This window comes from Stenotrophomonas sp. Steno-C18, assembly GCF_056393195.1.
In genome coordinates this window covers 783,020-798,477 of sequence record NZ_JBWJOX010000001.1, presented here as the reverse complement: position 1 = coordinate 798,477, position 15,458 = coordinate 783,020, and the positions used below count along the sequence as shown (strand labels likewise).

General features: G+C 68.5%; 14 protein-coding genes. 4 read left to right on the top strand and 10 right to left on the bottom strand.

The features are described 5' to 3' along the window. Positions 1–129 precede the first annotated feature (129 nt). The 5 genes from AC06FE_RS03715 to AC06FE_RS03695 all read right to left on the bottom strand — a co-directional run bounded on the left by AC06FE_RS03715 (position 130) and on the right by AC06FE_RS03695 (position 4,469). The gene (locus AC06FE_RS03715) at positions 130–1,293 is read right to left on the bottom strand and encodes a low temperature requirement protein A (protein WP_478072252.1); all 1,164 of its coding nucleotides are present in this window, start codon (positions 1,291–1,293) and stop codon (positions 130–132) included. Between the two features lie 28 nt (positions 1,294–1,321). Continuing rightward, a complete protein-coding gene (locus tag AC06FE_RS03710) occupies positions 1,322–1,573 on the bottom strand; it encodes a DUF4209 domain-containing protein (protein WP_132865265.1) in 252 nt (83 codons plus the stop codon). A 3-nt stretch (positions 1,574–1,576) separates the two neighbouring features. Continuing rightward, on the bottom strand, positions 1,577–3,028 hold the full coding sequence (locus tag AC06FE_RS03705; protein ID WP_478072251.1) for an aldehyde dehydrogenase family protein: 1,452 nt from the start codon (positions 3,026–3,028) through the stop codon (positions 1,577–1,579). 86 nt (positions 3,029–3,114) lie between these two features. After that, the gene (locus AC06FE_RS03700; RefSeq protein WP_132865263.1) at positions 3,115–3,888 is read right to left on the bottom strand and encodes an SDR family oxidoreductase; all 774 of its coding nucleotides are present in this window, start codon (positions 3,886–3,888) and stop codon (positions 3,115–3,117) included. Positions 3,889–3,986: 98 nt separating this feature from the next. Beyond that, on the bottom strand, positions 3,987–4,469 hold the full coding sequence (locus AC06FE_RS03695) for a hypothetical protein (RefSeq protein ID WP_478072250.1): 483 nt from the start codon (positions 4,467–4,469) through the stop codon (positions 3,987–3,989). Positions 4,470–4,855: 386 nt separating this feature from the next. Here AC06FE_RS03695 and AC06FE_RS03690 point away from each other — a divergent pair, with 386 nt between their 5' ends. Together AC06FE_RS03690 and AC06FE_RS03685 are read left to right on the top strand one after the other, a co-directional pair. Continuing rightward, entirely contained in the window at positions 4,856–5,428 is a 573-nt protein-coding gene (locus tag AC06FE_RS03690) for a hypothetical protein (protein ID WP_478072249.1), read from the top strand. A 313-nt stretch (positions 5,429–5,741) separates the two neighbouring features. Continuing rightward, positions 5,742–7,118, top strand: a complete 1,377-nt coding sequence (locus AC06FE_RS03685; protein ID WP_478072248.1) for a sensor histidine kinase — start codon at positions 5,742–5,744, stop codon at positions 7,116–7,118. On the opposite strand, the gene AC06FE_RS03680 is transcribed toward AC06FE_RS03685, so the two are convergent. Then, positions 7,100–7,837 (bottom strand): response regulator transcription factor, encoded by a 738-nt coding sequence (locus AC06FE_RS03680; protein WP_478072247.1) that lies wholly within the window; start codon positions 7,835–7,837, stop codon positions 7,100–7,102. The genes AC06FE_RS03685 and AC06FE_RS03680 overlap by 19 nt on opposite strands. 145 nt (positions 7,838–7,982) lie before the next feature. Further along, complete coding sequence (locus tag AC06FE_RS03675; protein ID WP_192287383.1) at positions 7,983–9,365, bottom strand: L-serine ammonia-lyase; 1,383 nt, start codon at positions 9,363–9,365, stop codon at positions 7,983–7,985. 98 nt (positions 9,366–9,463) lie between these two features. Between AC06FE_RS03675 and AC06FE_RS03670 the strand changes: the two genes are divergently transcribed. Further along, a complete protein-coding gene (locus AC06FE_RS03670; RefSeq protein ID WP_132865257.1) occupies positions 9,464–9,691 on the top strand; it encodes a glutaredoxin family protein in 228 nt (75 codons plus the stop codon). A 116-nt stretch (positions 9,692–9,807) separates the two neighbouring features. Here the strand turns inward: AC06FE_RS03670 and AC06FE_RS03665 are convergent, their stop codons facing one another. Genes AC06FE_RS03665 through AC06FE_RS03655 form a run of 3 tightly spaced genes read right to left on the bottom strand, consistent with a single transcriptional unit; the run spans position 9,808 to position 11,622 of the window. Beyond that, the gene (locus AC06FE_RS03665; protein ID WP_313251698.1) at positions 9,808–10,380 is read right to left on the bottom strand and encodes a YceI family protein; all 573 of its coding nucleotides are present in this window, start codon (positions 10,378–10,380) and stop codon (positions 9,808–9,810) included. Continuing rightward, complete coding sequence (locus AC06FE_RS03660) at positions 10,377–10,955, bottom strand: cytochrome b (protein ID WP_132865255.1); 579 nt, start codon at positions 10,953–10,955, stop codon at positions 10,377–10,379. Before AC06FE_RS03660 ends, AC06FE_RS03665 begins: the two co-directional genes overlap by 4 nt. Then, the gene (locus tag AC06FE_RS03655) at positions 10,945–11,622 is read right to left on the bottom strand and encodes a YceI family protein (protein WP_313251851.1); all 678 of its coding nucleotides are present in this window, start codon (positions 11,620–11,622) and stop codon (positions 10,945–10,947) included. The genes AC06FE_RS03660 and AC06FE_RS03655 overlap by 11 nt, the downstream gene beginning before the upstream one ends. A 256-nt stretch (positions 11,623–11,878) precedes the next feature. On the opposite strand from AC06FE_RS03655, the gene AC06FE_RS03650 reads away from it, so the two are divergent. Continuing rightward, entirely contained in the window at positions 11,879–15,454 is a 3,576-nt protein-coding gene (locus AC06FE_RS03650) for a hybrid sensor histidine kinase/response regulator (protein WP_478072246.1), read from the top strand. Positions 15,455–15,458 lie beyond the last annotated feature (4 nt).

Below are 15,458 nucleotides of genomic sequence, written 5' to 3'. Positions count from 1 at the left end.
GGCGGGGTCCTGTTCGCTGTGCATGCTGTTCCCTGGGCAGATCGTGTGGTGGCCGGATTCTGATCTGCCCGGCAGGGCACTTCAAGACAAGGATTGGACACCACGGCGGGAGGACACCGGCCCGCAGGCTCAGCTGCGATTGGCGCTGGAATGCTGCTCCCATCCGGTCACCACGAACAGGACCACGGTGGTCCACGCATTGGCCACAAGCAGGTTGAAGCGCCAGCCGACGATCGCGGTGATCGCAAGAAGTCCCAGGCCGACCAGGTGCGAGACGGGGTAGTGCCCGTGGATCACCCGCTTGTACAGGCCGCTGCCGAGCAGGAACAGCGCCGGTCCCACCACCAGCACCAGCAGGGACGTTCCGTCCATGCGGGCGGTGGGGTGCGCGATGACCAGGTCATTGCCGACCGCGGTGACGATGACGCCCGCCAGGATGAGCACGTGCAGGTAGTGGAACAACGCGGCGTAGCGGCCGGGATCCGGGGCGTGGACGATGACCTCGGTCGCTTCCTTCACCGCGACGCTGAAGTAGACCCGCCACATCGCCACGCTGCCGGCGAACGCGGCCGTGAACGCGAGCAGCATCGGCATGTCCCAGTGGTGGGCGTGGCCCAGCGTTGCGCCCGCGACCAGGACCGACTCGCCCAGCGCGACGATCATGAACAAGGCACAGCGCTCGACGATGTGCCCGCCTTCCACCGTCCAGTCGCGCTCGCTGTTCGAACGGCCCAGGCCCGGCAGCGGGAAGCCGAACATCGGGGACAGGTACTCGCAGGCCACGGCCACCGCCCACAGGAGCATCCGTGGCGTGCCTTGCTGCAGGCCGCCGGCGATCCAGAACACCGCGCTGATGCAGGCCCATCCGAGGATGCGCGTGTAGTTGGAGGCCAGCGGCGCGTTGCCCAGGCTGAGGCGGATGTACAGGGCGCGCCCCACCTGCATCAGCGCATAGCAGCCGGCGAAGAGGAGGCCGCGCTGGCCAAAGGCGTCCGGCAGGGCCGCGGCCATCCCCAGCGAGACGAACATGAGCCCGAACAGCATGCGGCGGATGCGCGGGGACTCGGGGTCGAACCAGTTGGTGATCCAGCAGGTGTACTGCCAACCCAGCCAGACCGCGAACCACAGCAGCAGCGCCTGGGCGGCGCCGAGCGGGGTCAGGTTGCCCAGCAGGAAGTGCGATACCTGAGTGACCGCAAAGACATAGACCAGGTCGAAGAACAGTTCCGCGTAACCGACCTTGGCCTCATGGCCGTCGCGCACGCGCAGCATGGAATGGATTCGGGTGTTCACCGGGGCATCCGTGGCGAGGGGTTCGGGGTCACTTGGCCGCGTGCTTCCACGCCAGCCACACCGCCAGCGCCAGTGGCACCAGGTAGATCGCGGCCTGGATCGGCAACTCCTCGCGCAGCGTGTAGCCATGCGACAGGCCCGTGCGCAGGTTCCAGCCGACGACGGCCAGCCACGCCGCGGCGAAGAGCACGGCCGCCATCACGCGTCGTGAGGGGCCCCCCAGCCACGACGCCAGGGCGGCCAGGAGAAGTCCAGCAACGATCAGCAGGGTTGTGCGCATGGTTCAGTCCGTCGCGTTGGGGTGGGTGTTCGTATCCGGCATCGGTGAGGCGTCATTCCCGGGCGCGGGCGGTTCGGTCCACGCGAACAGCCCCAGGCTGCCGGCGATGTCCTTGCCGGCGTAGGGCGGGAAGACGTCCAGCACCTCGTCGGGGTTGCCGATCAACATGGCCTTGGTGTTGCTGAGCGTGTCGAAGCCGGCCTTGCCGTAGTACTTGCCCATCCCCGAGTAGCCGACGCCGCCGAAGGGAAGGCTGTCGATCCAGCAGTGCAGGTTGGTCTGGTTCACGCAGCCGCCACCGAAGGACACGCTCCCCAGGAAGTAGTCGATGGCCGCCGGCTCCTTGCTGAAGATATAGGCCGCCAGCGGCCTGGGCCTGCGCTTGATGAGGCCGACCACTTCGCGCAGGTCGTCATAGGGGATGACGGGCAGGACCGGGCCGAACACTTCCTGCTGCATGGCCGGGTCGGTCCACGCGGAGGGATACAGCACCGTCGGCTCGACGTACCGGCCGGGGACGTCGAAGCGACCGCCATGCACGACCTTGTCCGGGAGGATGTACGAGGCCACGCGTTCGGCATCATGCTCGCTGATCATCCGCGCGAAATCCGGGCTGTGGCGGGGGTCTTCGCCATACATATGGATCAACGACCGTCTCAGGCGCGTGATGAACGCATCGGCGATCGAACGGTGCACGCAGACGTAGCCCGGGGCCACGCACCACTGGCCGGCGATGGCGTTGTGGCCCCAGGCGATCCGGTCCACCGCGATGTCCAGGTTGGCGCTGGCATCGACGACGGTCGGGTTCTGCCCGCCCAGTTCCAGCACGACCGGGGTCAGGTGTTCGGCGGCGGCGCGCAGCACCACCTTGCCGACCGCCGAGCTGCCGGTGAAGAAGATGAAGTCGAACGGCAGTTCCAGCAGCGCCGCGATCTCCTCGCGGCCGCCGGTGACGATGGCGACATCCTCGGGGTTGAAGTGCTTGGTGATGCAGCGGCTCAGCAGTTCGGCGGTCGCCGGGGTGGTGTTGGCTGGTTTCAGGATCACGGTGTTGCCTGCGGCCAGCGCGGCGATGGCGGGGTCCAGCAACAGCAGGATCGGCGCGTTGAAGGGGCCGATGACCAGGGTCACCCCGTACGGCTCCTTGAACACGAGGCCACGGTTGCCGCGGGCCTCCAGTCCCGGCGGGATCGGCACCGGTTGCGGTGCCATCAGGGCCTTCAGGTTGTCCCGGTAGTACTGGATCACGCCCAGCGGCACAGTGATCTCGAACAACTGCTCGAACGGTGGCTTGCCGAAATCCTGGTGCAGCGCCGCGCAGAGCGCCTGCTGGTGCTCGCGCAGCATCCTCTCCATGCGGTCCAGTTGCTCCAGGCGCCATGCAAGGGACTTGGTGGCATCGGTGTCGAACCGCGCCTTCTGCGCGTCGAAGCAGGACTGGAAACGATTGCTCATCGTGATTACCCCACGCGATTGGCCGCTGAACGTCCTGTCCATGGAACAGGGAGGGTGACGCGCTTCGTGCGCGTCACCGCCATGCATCAGCGGGTGGTATAGCCACCATTGGCGAAGATGGTCTGCCCGGTGATCCACCAGCCGTCGGTGACCAGGAACTTGACGATCGGCGAGATGTCCTGGATGTCGGTCAGCCCGGTCCTGCTGTACTTGCTCAGTGCCGCCGCGGACTTGTGGTAGGCCACCGCGTCTGGCTGTTCCTGCCCGTAGAAGAACGGCGTATCCATCGGGCCCGGGCCGATGGCGTTGACCGAAATGCCACGCTCGCCGAACTCCTTGGACGCGGCGCGCGTGTAGTGCTCCACGGCGGCCTTGCTGCCCGGGTAGATCGCATAGAACGGCGTGTACGCGGCCAGCAGGGAGCTGACGATCGTCACGATGTTCCCGCCGTCGGCGAGGACGCGCCCGGCCTGCTGGATGAAGAAGAACGCAGCCTTGGCATTGGCGTCGAAGCTCTTGTCGTAGTCGGCCTCGGTGATGTCGGCGATGGGCTTCTTGATGACCACGCCGGCGGTGTTGATGGCGATGTCGACCTGGCCGAAGTGGGCCTTGGCCTGGTCGAACAGCTTCACGTTGTTGTCGACCACCGCCAGGTTTCCCTGGAACAGGGTGGCATCGGCCCCCTTGGCCTTCAGTTCGGCGGCGGTCTTCTCGGCGTCGGCGCGGGAGGCGTCACTGTTGTAGTGGAGGGCGATGCCGCGCGCGCCGGCATCGACGAACTGGTGGGCGATCAGCGCGCCGAGGTTCTTGCCGCCGCCTGCGATCACGGCGACTTTGTTCTTCAGGGAATGGTCGTTCATCTGCATGTTCCTGGTGGTGGGGCGGTGGTGATGGCGCTTCCGGCACGCCGGTGGTCGCCGTGTGGCCTCGCTGCGGCGCAGGAGGAGGTGCTTGCAGCTCAGTTGCTGCGGGGTTCGTCCCGCTGTGGAGCGTTCTCCTGGCGCAGGGCGTCCAGCAGCCGGGTGAGTTCGGAGCGACTCTCCCGGGAGGCTGCCAGGCGGCTTGCGCCGGTCCTGGCATCGGTGCCACGCAGCCAGCCGGGCGCGGACGGGCCAAGTGCGGCCAAGGCCGCCTCCTGGATGCAGGCCTGCCGCAGCGCGATGAGGACCGGTTGCAGTTCGCGCAGCGTCCTCACCCGCAGCGCCGGGGTGCTGTGCGCGCTGCGCTCGTTCTGCGCCTGGCGCCGCAGCTGCACGGCGGCGGCAGCCAGCAGCGCGGCGCTCAACGGGTCCGTCTGGCGGATCTCCGTCGAGCGTTGCGCGACCCGTTCATGCAGATCGAATCTCGAGAGGTCCTGGGGAAGGTGCGGATGCATCAATGCCTGCAGTTCCCCGAAGCTCGGGGTCCGCGGGTTGGGCGGCGCGGGCGCGGTGCCTGTCATCGCGGGGCGTGTTTCATCCGACAAGGCGTGGCCTGCACGTGGCGTGTCGGCGGGATGCAACGGCGCGCGGTGCGGCGATGCGTGGCGGGGACGGTCATTCCTCATCGTTTATCACCGACGGGGTGAGGAAGCATGCGTGAACATCATGTCAATAGCCCTTATCTTCCGTTGCCAACAGGTACGGGATGGCGGGGTCATGCTTGCTGCGACGTCAACGCAATGCCGCACGCCTTCAGGGCCAGGGCGTCGATCTGATGACACTGCTCGGTGGTGTCCTGCGTTGCACGGTTCAGGTAGAGGCTGGCAGACATGCGGCGTATTTCCTGCAGGGCCTGGACACGTTGGTGGGTACTGAGCGAGGCGTTGTCCAGTGATTCGATCAGGGCGTGGATCTGTTCGATGCTTGGGTGCGTCACGTCGGTATGTTCTTCGCGTTGGTGTGTCGGGCCCCTGCGGCGCCCTGCTGGGCTTGGGCCGGGGTGATGGGTTCTGTCAGGACGTTCCGGGATCAGGTTGACGTGCTGAAAACGGTTGGTGTGCTCAATTCCATGCTTGTCTATCCCGTGAAATCCGTCGGTGCCGTCAGCAGCTACACGTTGCATCTGGCGGACTGGCCCGAGGTCTGCCTGCCGGGTTCGGAGTACTCCATGGAGAAGCTCAACGCGGCGCTCAGGGCGGCCGTACGCGAACACATGCGGGCCGGAAGGCTCATCCCGCTGCCACGGAGCCGGCCGCGGGACGGTATCGACGCGCGCCTGTCGGCTGCTGAGTCGATGAAGGTGCTGGTCCTCAATGAGATGGTGAGAAGCGGTGCCTCCTGTCACTCGCTGGCGCAGACCCTGTGCATGCCCGTGGATTTCGTCAGGGCCGGCCTGGACATCTCGCAGCCGTTGAACATCGACCTGCTCGAGAGCATCGTCGGTGCACTGGGGCGGCGCTGGGTTGCCTACATCGCGTGAGACCGGTGGTCGGGCACGCTGTGCTTGACGCTCCGGATACCACCGCCGGATCATGCGCGGACGCGGGTGTGTCAGGGTTTCGGGGATGTCGCTCCTGGCGGGAACTGGGGCGGCTTTAAGCTACAAAAGCGGGTCATTGAATACACGCATCGTTTGTCACCGCGGGGGTGATAAACGGTGAGGAATGGCCTTTGTGTCTGTTCTGTTTCGGCGCCTGGGGCGCGCGCGGCGATGACCGGCGCCGCGCTAGGCCGATGGATGCCAGGAGACTCCCATCAAGTACGATTTTTTCCTCGGTCGGGTCCGGCGCTGGTTGTCGAACATCCCTGTCCACGATCCGGTTGATCGTCGCAATGCCCCCTTCGTGCAGGTGCTCCTGCTGTTCCTCGGGGTGTTCATCCCACTCAACAAGTCGCTGTTCCTGTACGCCGTGCTGAGCGGTCGCTGGTCGGGGGACCTGCCCGGCTGGACGGCGCTGGCCGCCGACCTGACCACGGACGTGTTGATGACCTCCGCCGCATGGACAGGCGTGTGGCTGATCCGGCGTGGCCGTTTCCGCCAAGGGGTACACGTGTTCCTCGGCGTGGTGATGCTGTCGATGGCGATCATCTACATCACCACCGGCATGGTCGGGCTGAGGTTCGACCCCATGCCGATGATCCTGCTGGCGCTGGCAGGCCTGATCCTGGGGCGGCGGACGCTGTGGATCACGCTGGCCACGTTGCTGGGGATCGTCGCGGCGACCCTGGTCGCGGACTTCATGCGTGCGGCGCTCGGCGGCGGGGCGATGCCGGTCGCGGGGCTGGGCAAGGCCGTGTCGCTGGCCGGTATCTGGCTGCTCATCGCCATCGCGCTGGACCGCACCGTGGCCGCGCTGCGCAACAGCCTGGAGGAATCCAACGCCCGCGGGCAGGCGCTGGCGCTGGCCTACGAACGGCTCCAGGAAGAAGTCCGCGAGCGCGAACGCACGCGCGACCAGCTCGTCCACGCGCAGAAGATGGAGGCGGTGGGCCGCCTGGCCAGTGGCGTGGCCCACGACTTCAACAACGTGCTGGGCATCATCCTGAGTTATGCCGCGCAGCGGGAACGGCTGGCCGACAGGGGAGCGCCGGCACTCTATGAGGCGCTGGGCGACGTGGACCTGGCCGCCAGGCGGGCGTTGACCATCAGCCGGAAGCTGTTGAGCTTCAGTCGGCAGGAAGTCGCACGGCCGGAGGTATTCGACGCGGCGGCGTCACTGCGCGAACTGATGCCGATGCTGAAGCAGCTGTTCGGGGCGCGGGTCCGCCTGCAGCTGGAGTGCGCCGATGGCGCGTTGCCGGTGCGGATGGACATCGATCGCTTCGGGCTGGTGATCATCAACATCGCCGCCAACGCGAGGGATGCCATCACCGATACCGGCACGTTCCGCATCCAAGCAGGCCGGCTGGACGGGGCCTGGGTATGCCTGGACCTGACCGATGACGGCAAGGGCATGCCGGAAGACGTGCGCACGCAGGCCTTCGAACCCTTCTTCACCACCAAGCCGAGCGGGATAGGGACTGGCCTGGGCTTGTCCGTGGTGCGCGACATGCTGCTGGAGGCAGGCGGAAAGATCGACCTCGTTGGCCCGCCGGCGCAGGGCACGACGGTGCGGATCCTGCTGCCGCTGGCCATGGATGGGGAGACCGCTCAGCCGGCGAGCACGTAGCCCTTTCCGCGGACCGAGAGCAATGGCAATGGCGGGGCATCGGGCGCGGCGGCGGCGGCCTTGCGGCGGACGCGGTGCACCAGGGCTTCCAGGCGATGCGGGTCGAAGTCCGAAGCGTCATCGGTCAATGCGTCGATGAGCCGCTCCCGCTCCACGGTCTGGCCGCGATGGCGGGCCAGCAGGGCCAGCAGTGAACGCTCCGGGGTGGTCAGGGCGATGATCCTGCCGGCGGGCGTTTCCAGGCACCAGCCATCGGAGAGCAGCCGCCACATGCCGGGCGGTTCCGTTGGCACCGTGCCGGTTGCCGTGCGTGGCAGGCGGCGCGACAGGCTGTGCAGGGTGACGGCGATGATCTCGACGTCCACGGGCTTGGCCAGATAGATGTCCGCCCCGTCGCGCAGGGCGCGCAGGTGGTTCTCGCGGCTCTCGGTGCCGGTCAGCATGACGATGCCCAGCCCGGGCTGGATGCGGCGCAGGTGCGAGGCGATGCTCAGGCCGTCCTCGCCCGGCAGGGCGATGTCCAGGATGACCACATCGAAGGCCTCGGCCAGCAGGCCCCGATACAGTTCCGTGGCATCGCCATATCCCTGGACGTTGAACCCATGGTCGCGCAGGCCGGGAAGCAGGATGCGATCACGCAGCAGCGCGTCGTCCTCCGTGATCGCGACCTTCAGCGGTGGCTCCGGAAGGTCGGGCGTGGGCGTGGTTCTGTCGTTCAAGTGGGGGCGTGATCGTTGACCGTCGCGCCAGCCTACTGCAGTCACCGGGGCTTTTGTAAGCGACCCGGCCGGCGACCGCGGCAGGCCGGTCGCCGGAGGCGGCGATGACGCCGCGGGGTACCGCGCGTGCCGGCCCGGTGGCCGGTCAGCACTCGATGACGTTGACGGCCAGGCCGCCGCGGCTGGTTTCCTTGTACTTGTCCTGCATGTCGCGGCCGGTGTCGCGCATGGTCTTGATGACCTTGTCCAGCGACACCTTGTGCTTGCCGTCGCCACGCATGGCCATGCGGCTGGCATTGATCGCCTTGACCGCGCCCATCGCGTTGCGCTCGATGCAGGGGATCTGCACCAGCCCGCCGATCGGGTCGCAGGTCAGGCCGAGGTTGTGCTCCATGCCGATCTCGGCGGCATTCTCGATCTGGCCCGGGTTGCCGCCCAGAGCGGCCATCAGCCCGCCGGCCGCCATCGAGCAGGCCACGCCCACTTCGCCCTGGCAACCGACCTCGGCGCCGGAGATGGAGGCGTTCTCCTTGTAGAGGATGCCGATCGCCGCGGCGGTGAGCAGGAAGTCGAACACGCCCTGCTCGGTGCTGCCGGGGCAGAAGCGGTCGTAGTAATGCAGCACCGAGGGGATGATGCCGGCCGCGCCGTTGGTGGGCGCGGTGACCACGCGGCCACCGGCCGCGTTTTCCTCGTTGACCGCCAGCGCGTACAGGTTGACCCAGTCCAGCGTGGTCAGCGGGTCGCGCATGGCTGCTTCCGGGCGCGCGGACAGCTCGCGGTACAGCGTGGGCGCGCGGCGGCTGACGTGCAGGCCGCCGGGCAGGGTGCCCTCGGAGCGGATGCCGCGCGTCACGCAGGACTGCATGGCGTCCCAGATCTCGCGCAGGCCGGCGCGGATCTCGTCCTCGCTGCGCCAGCACTTCTCGTTCTCGAACATCATCTGCGCGATGCTCAGGCCGCTGCGCGCGGCCTGCGCCAGCAGCTCGTCGCCGCTCTTGAACGGGTAGGGGATGGGCGTCTGGTCGGGGACGATGCGGTCGTCGGCGGCATCGTCCTCGTTGACCACGAAGCCACCGCCGACGGAGTAGTAATCGCGGGTGGCGATGATCTGGTCGTCGGCGTCGTAGGCGGTGAAGCGCATGCCGTTGGTGTGGTATGGCAGTTTCTGGCGCTTGTTCATGGGCAGGTCGCGCTTCTCGTCGAAGGCGATTTCGTGCTGGCCCATCAGGTGGATGCGCTTGGTGGTGCGGATGCGCTCCAACGCGGCCGGGATGATGTCCGGGTCGATCAGGTTGGGACGGTGGCCTTCCAGGCCGAGCAGCACCGCCTTGTCGGTGCCGTGCCCCTTGCCGGTCAACGCCAGCGAGCCGAACACCTCGGCGCGGATGCGCACGGTGTCCTGCAGGCGGCCCTGGTCGAGCAGCCAGCGGTGCACGAAGCGCTCGGCCGCGCGCATCGGGCCCACGGTGTGTGACGAACTCGGGCCGATGCCGATCTTGAACAGGTCGAACGTGCTGACGGACATGCGTGCTTCTGCGTACTGCGTGGAGAGGGCCGCTATTCTACGTGCTGGCGGCGGCGGGCCATGCCTGCAGCGCAGCATTCCAACCACAGGGCAGCGGCATGAGCGGATTGGTGTTGTTCCAGCGCGATGATTGTCATCTGTGCGACCAGGCGCTGGCGGTGCTGGCGCAGGCACGCGCACCGGCGTTCGAAAGCGTGTTCATCGATGACGACGCGCCGCTGGAGGCGCGCTACGGGACGCGTGTGCCGGTGCTGCGCGATGGCGCCGGGCGCGAACTGGAATGGCCGTTCGACGCGGCCAGCGTGCAGCGTTGGCTGAAGCAGTAGCGCGGAGCCGGGGCGATGGGCCCGTGCCGGGCGTGGCTCGGCACGGACAACAGCGGCGCGATGGCCGGTGGCGCGGAGCCACACTCCGCTGCACCGGCGCCGCGCAGGGTCGTGGCTTACCTGGCGTTGAGCTTGACGATGGTGCTGATCGCCGTTTCGTTGGGGATGGTCTTGGTATCGGTCCAGTCGCCGCCGCCCACGCCGAAGTCCAGGCGCTTGACGGTGGCCTTGCCGGTCAGCACCGGCTGCGCGCCCGGCGCCCAGGTGAAGGTCAGCGTGACCGGCTTGCTGACGCCCCGCAGTTCCAGCGTGCCATCGGCGGCGAACTGGTTGTTGCCCAGGGCACGGAAGCCGTTGGCGGTGTAACGGGCCTGGGCGAACTGGGCCACGTTGAAGAAGTCCGCCCCCTGCAGGGTGGAGTCGCGGTCGGTGTTGCCGCTGCGGGCGCCGGCCAGCGGGATGCTGACATCGAGCTTGCCGGCGGCCGGGTTGGCCGGATCGAAGCTGACCTGGGTCTGGAAGCCCGGGAAGGTGCCGGTGAAGACTTCGCCGTCGTACTTGGTGGCGAATACCAGGATCGAGCCGGTCCCCGGTGCCTGCACGTAGTCGGCGGCCATGGCCGGGGCGACGGCCAGCATGCCGGCCAGGGCGGCGGCGACGGCGGCCGGGGAGGTGAGTTTGATGTTCATGCGGATTCCTTTTGCGGGGTGCTGAGCCAGCCTTGCGGCAGCATGCGGGTGAGGGTGGCGTCACGCTGGTGAACGTGATGGAAAACGGCGGCGCCGGCATGGCCCAGCACCAACAGGATCAAGGCCCAGAAGCCCCATTCATGGATCAGGTGCGAGACCTGCGCGGCCGATTCGCTCGGCGCGACCAGCTTGGGCATCTCGACCAGCCCGAACAGCTTGAACGGGCGCAGGCCGCTGGCCGAGTCGTACAGCCAGCCCGACAGCGGGATGGCGAACATCATCACGTACAGCAGCCAGTGGGTGAGGCTGGCCACGCGCTCCTGCCAGCCCGGCGTGCCCGGCACCGGTTCGGGCGCGCCGGCGTACAGGCGCCAGCCCAGGCGTGCGACGACCAGCACCAGCACGGTGATGCCGATCGACTTGTGCATCGTGTAGATCCAGAAGTACTTCGGGGTCTTGGGAAACTCGCCCATGACCAGGCCGACGATGCCCAGCGCCAGGATCAGCAGGGCGATCAGCCAGTGCAGGGATTTGCTGACGCTTCCCCATTGCTGGGCGGTGTTCTTAGTGGTCATGGCGTGGTTCCGTCTGTGTGGCGTGTTCCAGCGCGGCATCGGCCGTGTCCTGGAGGGAAGTGTCCTGCGCGTCGGCAGGGGTGTCGGTGTCCGGCGCGGGCGCGGAGGCGTTGTCGTCACGCACCGCTTCGGCCTCGATGCGCAGCTCCACGCGGTCGCCGATGACCGACTTCCATGCGTTGATGCCGAAGTCGGCGCGGCTCAGCGCGGTGGTGGCGGAGAACCCGGCGGTGCGGCGGAATGGCGGCAGCGGGTGACGCTTCACCGCATTGAGGGTGACCTCCAGCACCACCGCGCGGGTGACGCCGTGCAGGGTGAGCTGGCCATGGACGCGCGCATGGGTGGCGTCAACGGCCTCCACGCGGTCGGAGACGAAGCGCGCCCGCGGGAAGCGCTCGCCGTCGAGCAGGTTGCGCGCCAGCGTGGCCTGGTTCCATTTCGCATCCCCCAGGTCGACCCGGGTGAGTGGCACGGTGACGTCCAGCCGGGCGCTGCTCCAGTCCTGCGGGTCGAAGTGCAGCATGCCCTCGCTGCCCGAGACCGTGCCCAGCGCCTGTGAGAACCCGGCGTGCTCGATCGCGAACAGCACCCGCGTATGCACCGGGTCCAGCCGGTACGGCTCGGGTGCCGCAGCGGCCGCCAGCGGCAGCAGCCCCAGTGCCAGCATCAGGATGGGTCGCAACAAGGTCCCGGCTCCCCGGTTTCGGAATGGGCATGATTCTAGGCACAGTTGGGCGGAGGTTTGTGCGTACACGCTGCAACGGTTTGTTACAGCTGTCTGTGGTTCCGGCGGTGACGGGAGGGGAACTTTTTTGCTCCGCCTCCGCATGGACGCTAAAGTCGCAGCCTTGCGCGGGGCTGGGACGGCGGGGAGTGGCCGTTGCAGGGGCGCAAATGGACAGGCGAGGAGCAACGGACGTGTGATGAAGCGGTTCCTGGGAATTACCGGGCTGGCACTGCTGCTGTGGCTGGCCGTCGCGCCGGCGATGGCCGCGGTACTGGCCGAGACGCCGAACATGCGCCGGCTGGGGGTCGCCGAAGGCCTGCCATCGCGGATGGTGCTGGCCCTGGCGCAGGACCGCCAGGGATACGTCTGGGCGGCCACCGATGATGGCCTGGCCCGCTACGATGGCCACCAGCTGCGGGTCTGGCGCCAGGACCCCGACGATCCGGATTCGCTGCCCGGCAACGTGCTGGAGACCCTGCTGATCGACCCGCAGGATCGGGTCTGGCTGGGTGCCAACGGCGCCGGGCTGATCATGCTCGATGCCCAGCGCAAGGCGTTCCAGCGTTTCCAGGCCGTCGAGGAACGCTGCACCGAACAGGTCTGGGCACTGGCCTCGGTGGAGGGCGAGATGTGGGTGGGCAGCTCCGGCACCGGCATCTGCCGGCTGCATGCCGATGGCCGCGTGACCCAGTACCGGCATGTTCCCGGTGACCCGCACAGCCTGCCCGACGACACCATCTATTCGCTGCTGCTCGGCAAGGACGGCGCGTTATGGATCGGCACTGCCGATGGCCTGGCCCGCCGCGCGCCGGGCAGCGAGCAGTTCACCCGCATCGTCGCGCCGCTGCTGGCCGGCAAGACCATCATCCGCATGAGCGCCGACCGTGACGGCGGGTTCTGGGCCGGCACCGAGAGCGGGCTGTTCCGCGTGCTGGACAATGGACTGGTGTTCCCCGCTCCGTGGCCGCAGGCCCAGCAGTCGCGGGCGGCGGTGCTGCTGCACGACCGCGACGGCGGGTACTGGATGGGAGCCTCCAACGGCCTGTACCGCGGTGATGGCAAGCAGCTGACGCTGCTGGCCGGCGGGCGCGGCAGCGACTTCCTGACCGAGCACAGTGGCGTGCTGGACCTGCTGCAGGATCACGAAGGCGGTGTCTGGACGGCCCTGCTGACCCAGGGCCTGGCCTACCTGCGACCGGACTGGAAGCGCTTTTCCACTGTCTCGCGGCTGGACGGCAAACCGCTGGAAAGCCTGTACATGCGCAGCGGTGCGGCCGATGGCGATGGCTTCCTGGTCGGTGGCGCACACGGGGTCTACCGGCTCGATGGCAGCGGGCAGCTGCAGCAGCTGGCCGACGAGGCGCGGTTGGGCGTCGGCGGGATCTGGTCGGTGCTGCGTGGCGCCGATGGACAGGTCTGGGCGGGGCGGGCCGGCAGCCTGGTGCTGTTCCGGCCCGAAGGCCAGGGGCGTCGGGTCGTGGACCTGGGCGTCGGCAGCGATCCGCAGTTCCGTGCCGACCTGATGCGCCGCGCCGCCGACGGCAGCGTGTGGTTGTCGATCATCGGATACGGCCTGCAGCACCGCGCCGCGAACGGTGAGCTGTTGGCCACCTATCCGGCCGGCGCGTCGCCGGGCCTGCCCGACAAGCTGGTCGAGCAGTTGCTGATCGACCGCAACGGCACGGTGTGGCTGACCGGCGCGGCCGGCGTGCTGTACTTCGACAGCACCCGCTTCATCACGTTGCAGGGCGTGTCGCGGGGGGGCGTGTATGACATCGCCTTCGTCCCGGACGGAACGGTCTGGCTGGCGCGCGACGGCGCGCTGGAGCACTACCGCCGCGAAGGCGACCGCCTCGTGCTGCAGCAGCGGCTGGGCAATGCGGAGGGCGTGCCGGCGGTGATGATGGGCGGGCTGGTACTGGGGTGCTCCGGACAGCTGTGGGCCACCACCCCGCGCGGCCTGCTGCTGTGGCAGCCGGGGGCGCAGCGCGTGCGCCTGCTCGGCGGTGCCGATGGCCTGCCGGACGCGGAGTTCTCGCCACGCCCCCCGGCGATGGGCGGTTGCGACGCAGCGCTGGCGGTGCAGGCCAGTGGACTGGTGGTATTCAACCCGGACCAGGTGGCGCAGCCGCTGCCGGCCTCCAAGCTGGTGATCGGTTCGGTGCATGTGCGCCGCGATGACGCGGTCAGCGAACAGGCGCTCAGCGGGGAGGTGATCCACCTGGGGGCCGGCGACCGTGACCTGCGCGTGCAGGCACGGCTGATGTCCTTCGCCGACCTGGCCAGCCACCGCTTCCGCTTCCGCGTGGAGGGCTACGACCAGAACTGGGTGGAGGTCAGCGCCGAAGGCGAGCGGGTGCTGTCGCGGCTGCCGCCCGGGCACTATCGCCTGGAGGTGCAGGGCGCAGCCGGCGACAGCGGCTGGACGCCGGTGCAGGCCTTGACGGTGGAAGTGGCCTCGCCCTGGTGGCTCAGCGGTACGGCGATCGCCGCCTGGGTGGCGGTGCTGGCCCTGCTGGTCAGCGCGGCGCTGCTGGCCTACCGCCGCCGCGTGCGCCGGCGTAGTGCATGGCAACTGGCCCTGCACAAGCAGGAGCTGGCCGAACAGGCCTCCCTGGCCAAGACCCGCTTCCTGGCCACGCTGGGCCATGAGGTGCGCACGCCGATGACCGGCGTGCTGGGCATGAGCGAGCTGCTGCTGGACACCGACCTGGATCCCCGCCAGCGGCGCTATGCCGGTGCCATCCAGCAGGCCGGTTCGCACCTGCTGCGGCTGCTCAACGACGCGTTGGACCTGGCCCGCGTCGAGTCGGGCAAGCTCGAGCTGGACAACCAGCCGTTCAATTTCAGCAAGGTGCTGGAGGAAGTGGTGGCGCTGATGGCGCCGATGGCCGAGCGGCGCGGCCTGGCGTTCGAGTACGCGCCGGGCTTCGACGGCACGGTCGAGGTGACCGGCGATGCCATGCGCCTGCGCCAGATCGTGATGAACCTGCTGAGCAACGCCATCAAGTTCACCGAACAGGGCAAGGTGCGGCTGGAGGTGGCATTGCTGCCGGACAACACCGGCCTGCGCCTGACCGTCAGCGACACCGGGCCGGGCATCAACGACGAGCAGCAGGCGCGCCTGTTCCAGCGCTTCGAGCAGGCCGATGGCTGGCGCACCGCCTCGCGCTACGGCGGCAGTGGCCTGGGGCTGGCGATCTGCCAGGAGCTGGCGGCGGCGATGGGGGGCAACATCCGTGTCAGCAGCCGCCTGGGCGAAGGGGCCAGCTTCCAGGTGGAGCTGCCGCTGCACTGGGTGCAGGGCGTGCAGGCCCCGCAGGAGGGCGACGCGGAGGCTGCGGCCGGCAGCGAGCCGCTGCGGATCCTGCTGGTGGAGGACGACCCGACCGTCGCCCAGGTCATCGCCGGCCTGCTGCGCGCGCGCGGGCATACCGTGGTGCATGCGCCGCACGGCCTCGCCGCGCTGGGCGAAGTGGCCGAGCAGGCGTTCGACATCGGCCTGTTCGACCTGGACCTGCCCGCGCTCGATGGCATGGCGCTGGCCCGGCAGTTGCGTGCGTCCGGGCACCTGTTCCCGTTGATCGCGGTCACCGCGCGTTCGGATGGCCAGGCCGAGCAGTTGGCGGCGGCGGCGGGGATGGAAGGGTTCCTGCGCAAGCCGGTCACCGGCCAGCTGCTGGCGACCACCATCACGCAGGTGTTGTTACGCTCACGCGCCCAACGTGGTGGGGGACCGGCCCTGGCCGGGTTGCCGATGCACGAGGAATGACGGG

Excerpts from the sequence above, each read along its gene's own strand:
- AC06FE_RS03660 (WP_132865255.1), bottom strand. The coding sequence starts at position 10,955 with ATGACCACTAAGAACACCGCCCAGCAATGGGGAAGCGTCAGCAAATCC.
- AC06FE_RS03710 (WP_132865265.1), bottom strand. The coding sequence starts at position 1,573 with ATGCGCACAACCCTGCTGATCGTTGCTGGACTTCTCCTGGCCGCCCTG.
- AC06FE_RS03655 (WP_313251851.1), bottom strand. The coding sequence starts at position 11,622 with ATGCTGGCACTGGGGCTGCTGCCGCTGGCGGCCGCTGCGGCACCCGAG.
- AC06FE_RS03650 (WP_478072246.1), top strand. The coding sequence starts at position 11,879 with ATGAAGCGGTTCCTGGGAATTACCGGGCTGGCACTGCTGCTGTGGCTG.
- AC06FE_RS03675 (WP_192287383.1), bottom strand. The coding sequence starts at position 9,365 with ATGTCCGTCAGCACGTTCGACCTGTTCAAGATCGGCATCGGCCCGAGT.
- AC06FE_RS03695 (WP_478072250.1), bottom strand. The coding sequence starts at position 4,469 with ATGACAGGCACCGCGCCCGCGCCGCCCAACCCGCGGACCCCGAGCTTC.
- AC06FE_RS03700 (WP_132865263.1), bottom strand. The coding sequence starts at position 3,888 with ATGAACGACCATTCCCTGAAGAACAAAGTCGCCGTGATCGCAGGCGGC.
- AC06FE_RS03705 (WP_478072251.1), bottom strand. The coding sequence starts at position 3,028 with ATGAGCAATCGTTTCCAGTCCTGCTTCGACGCGCAGAAGGCGCGGTTC.
- AC06FE_RS03670 (WP_132865257.1), top strand. The coding sequence starts at position 9,464 with ATGAGCGGATTGGTGTTGTTCCAGCGCGATGATTGTCATCTGTGCGAC.
- AC06FE_RS03665 (WP_313251698.1), bottom strand. The coding sequence starts at position 10,380 with ATGAACATCAAACTCACCTCCCCGGCCGCCGTCGCCGCCGCCCTGGCC.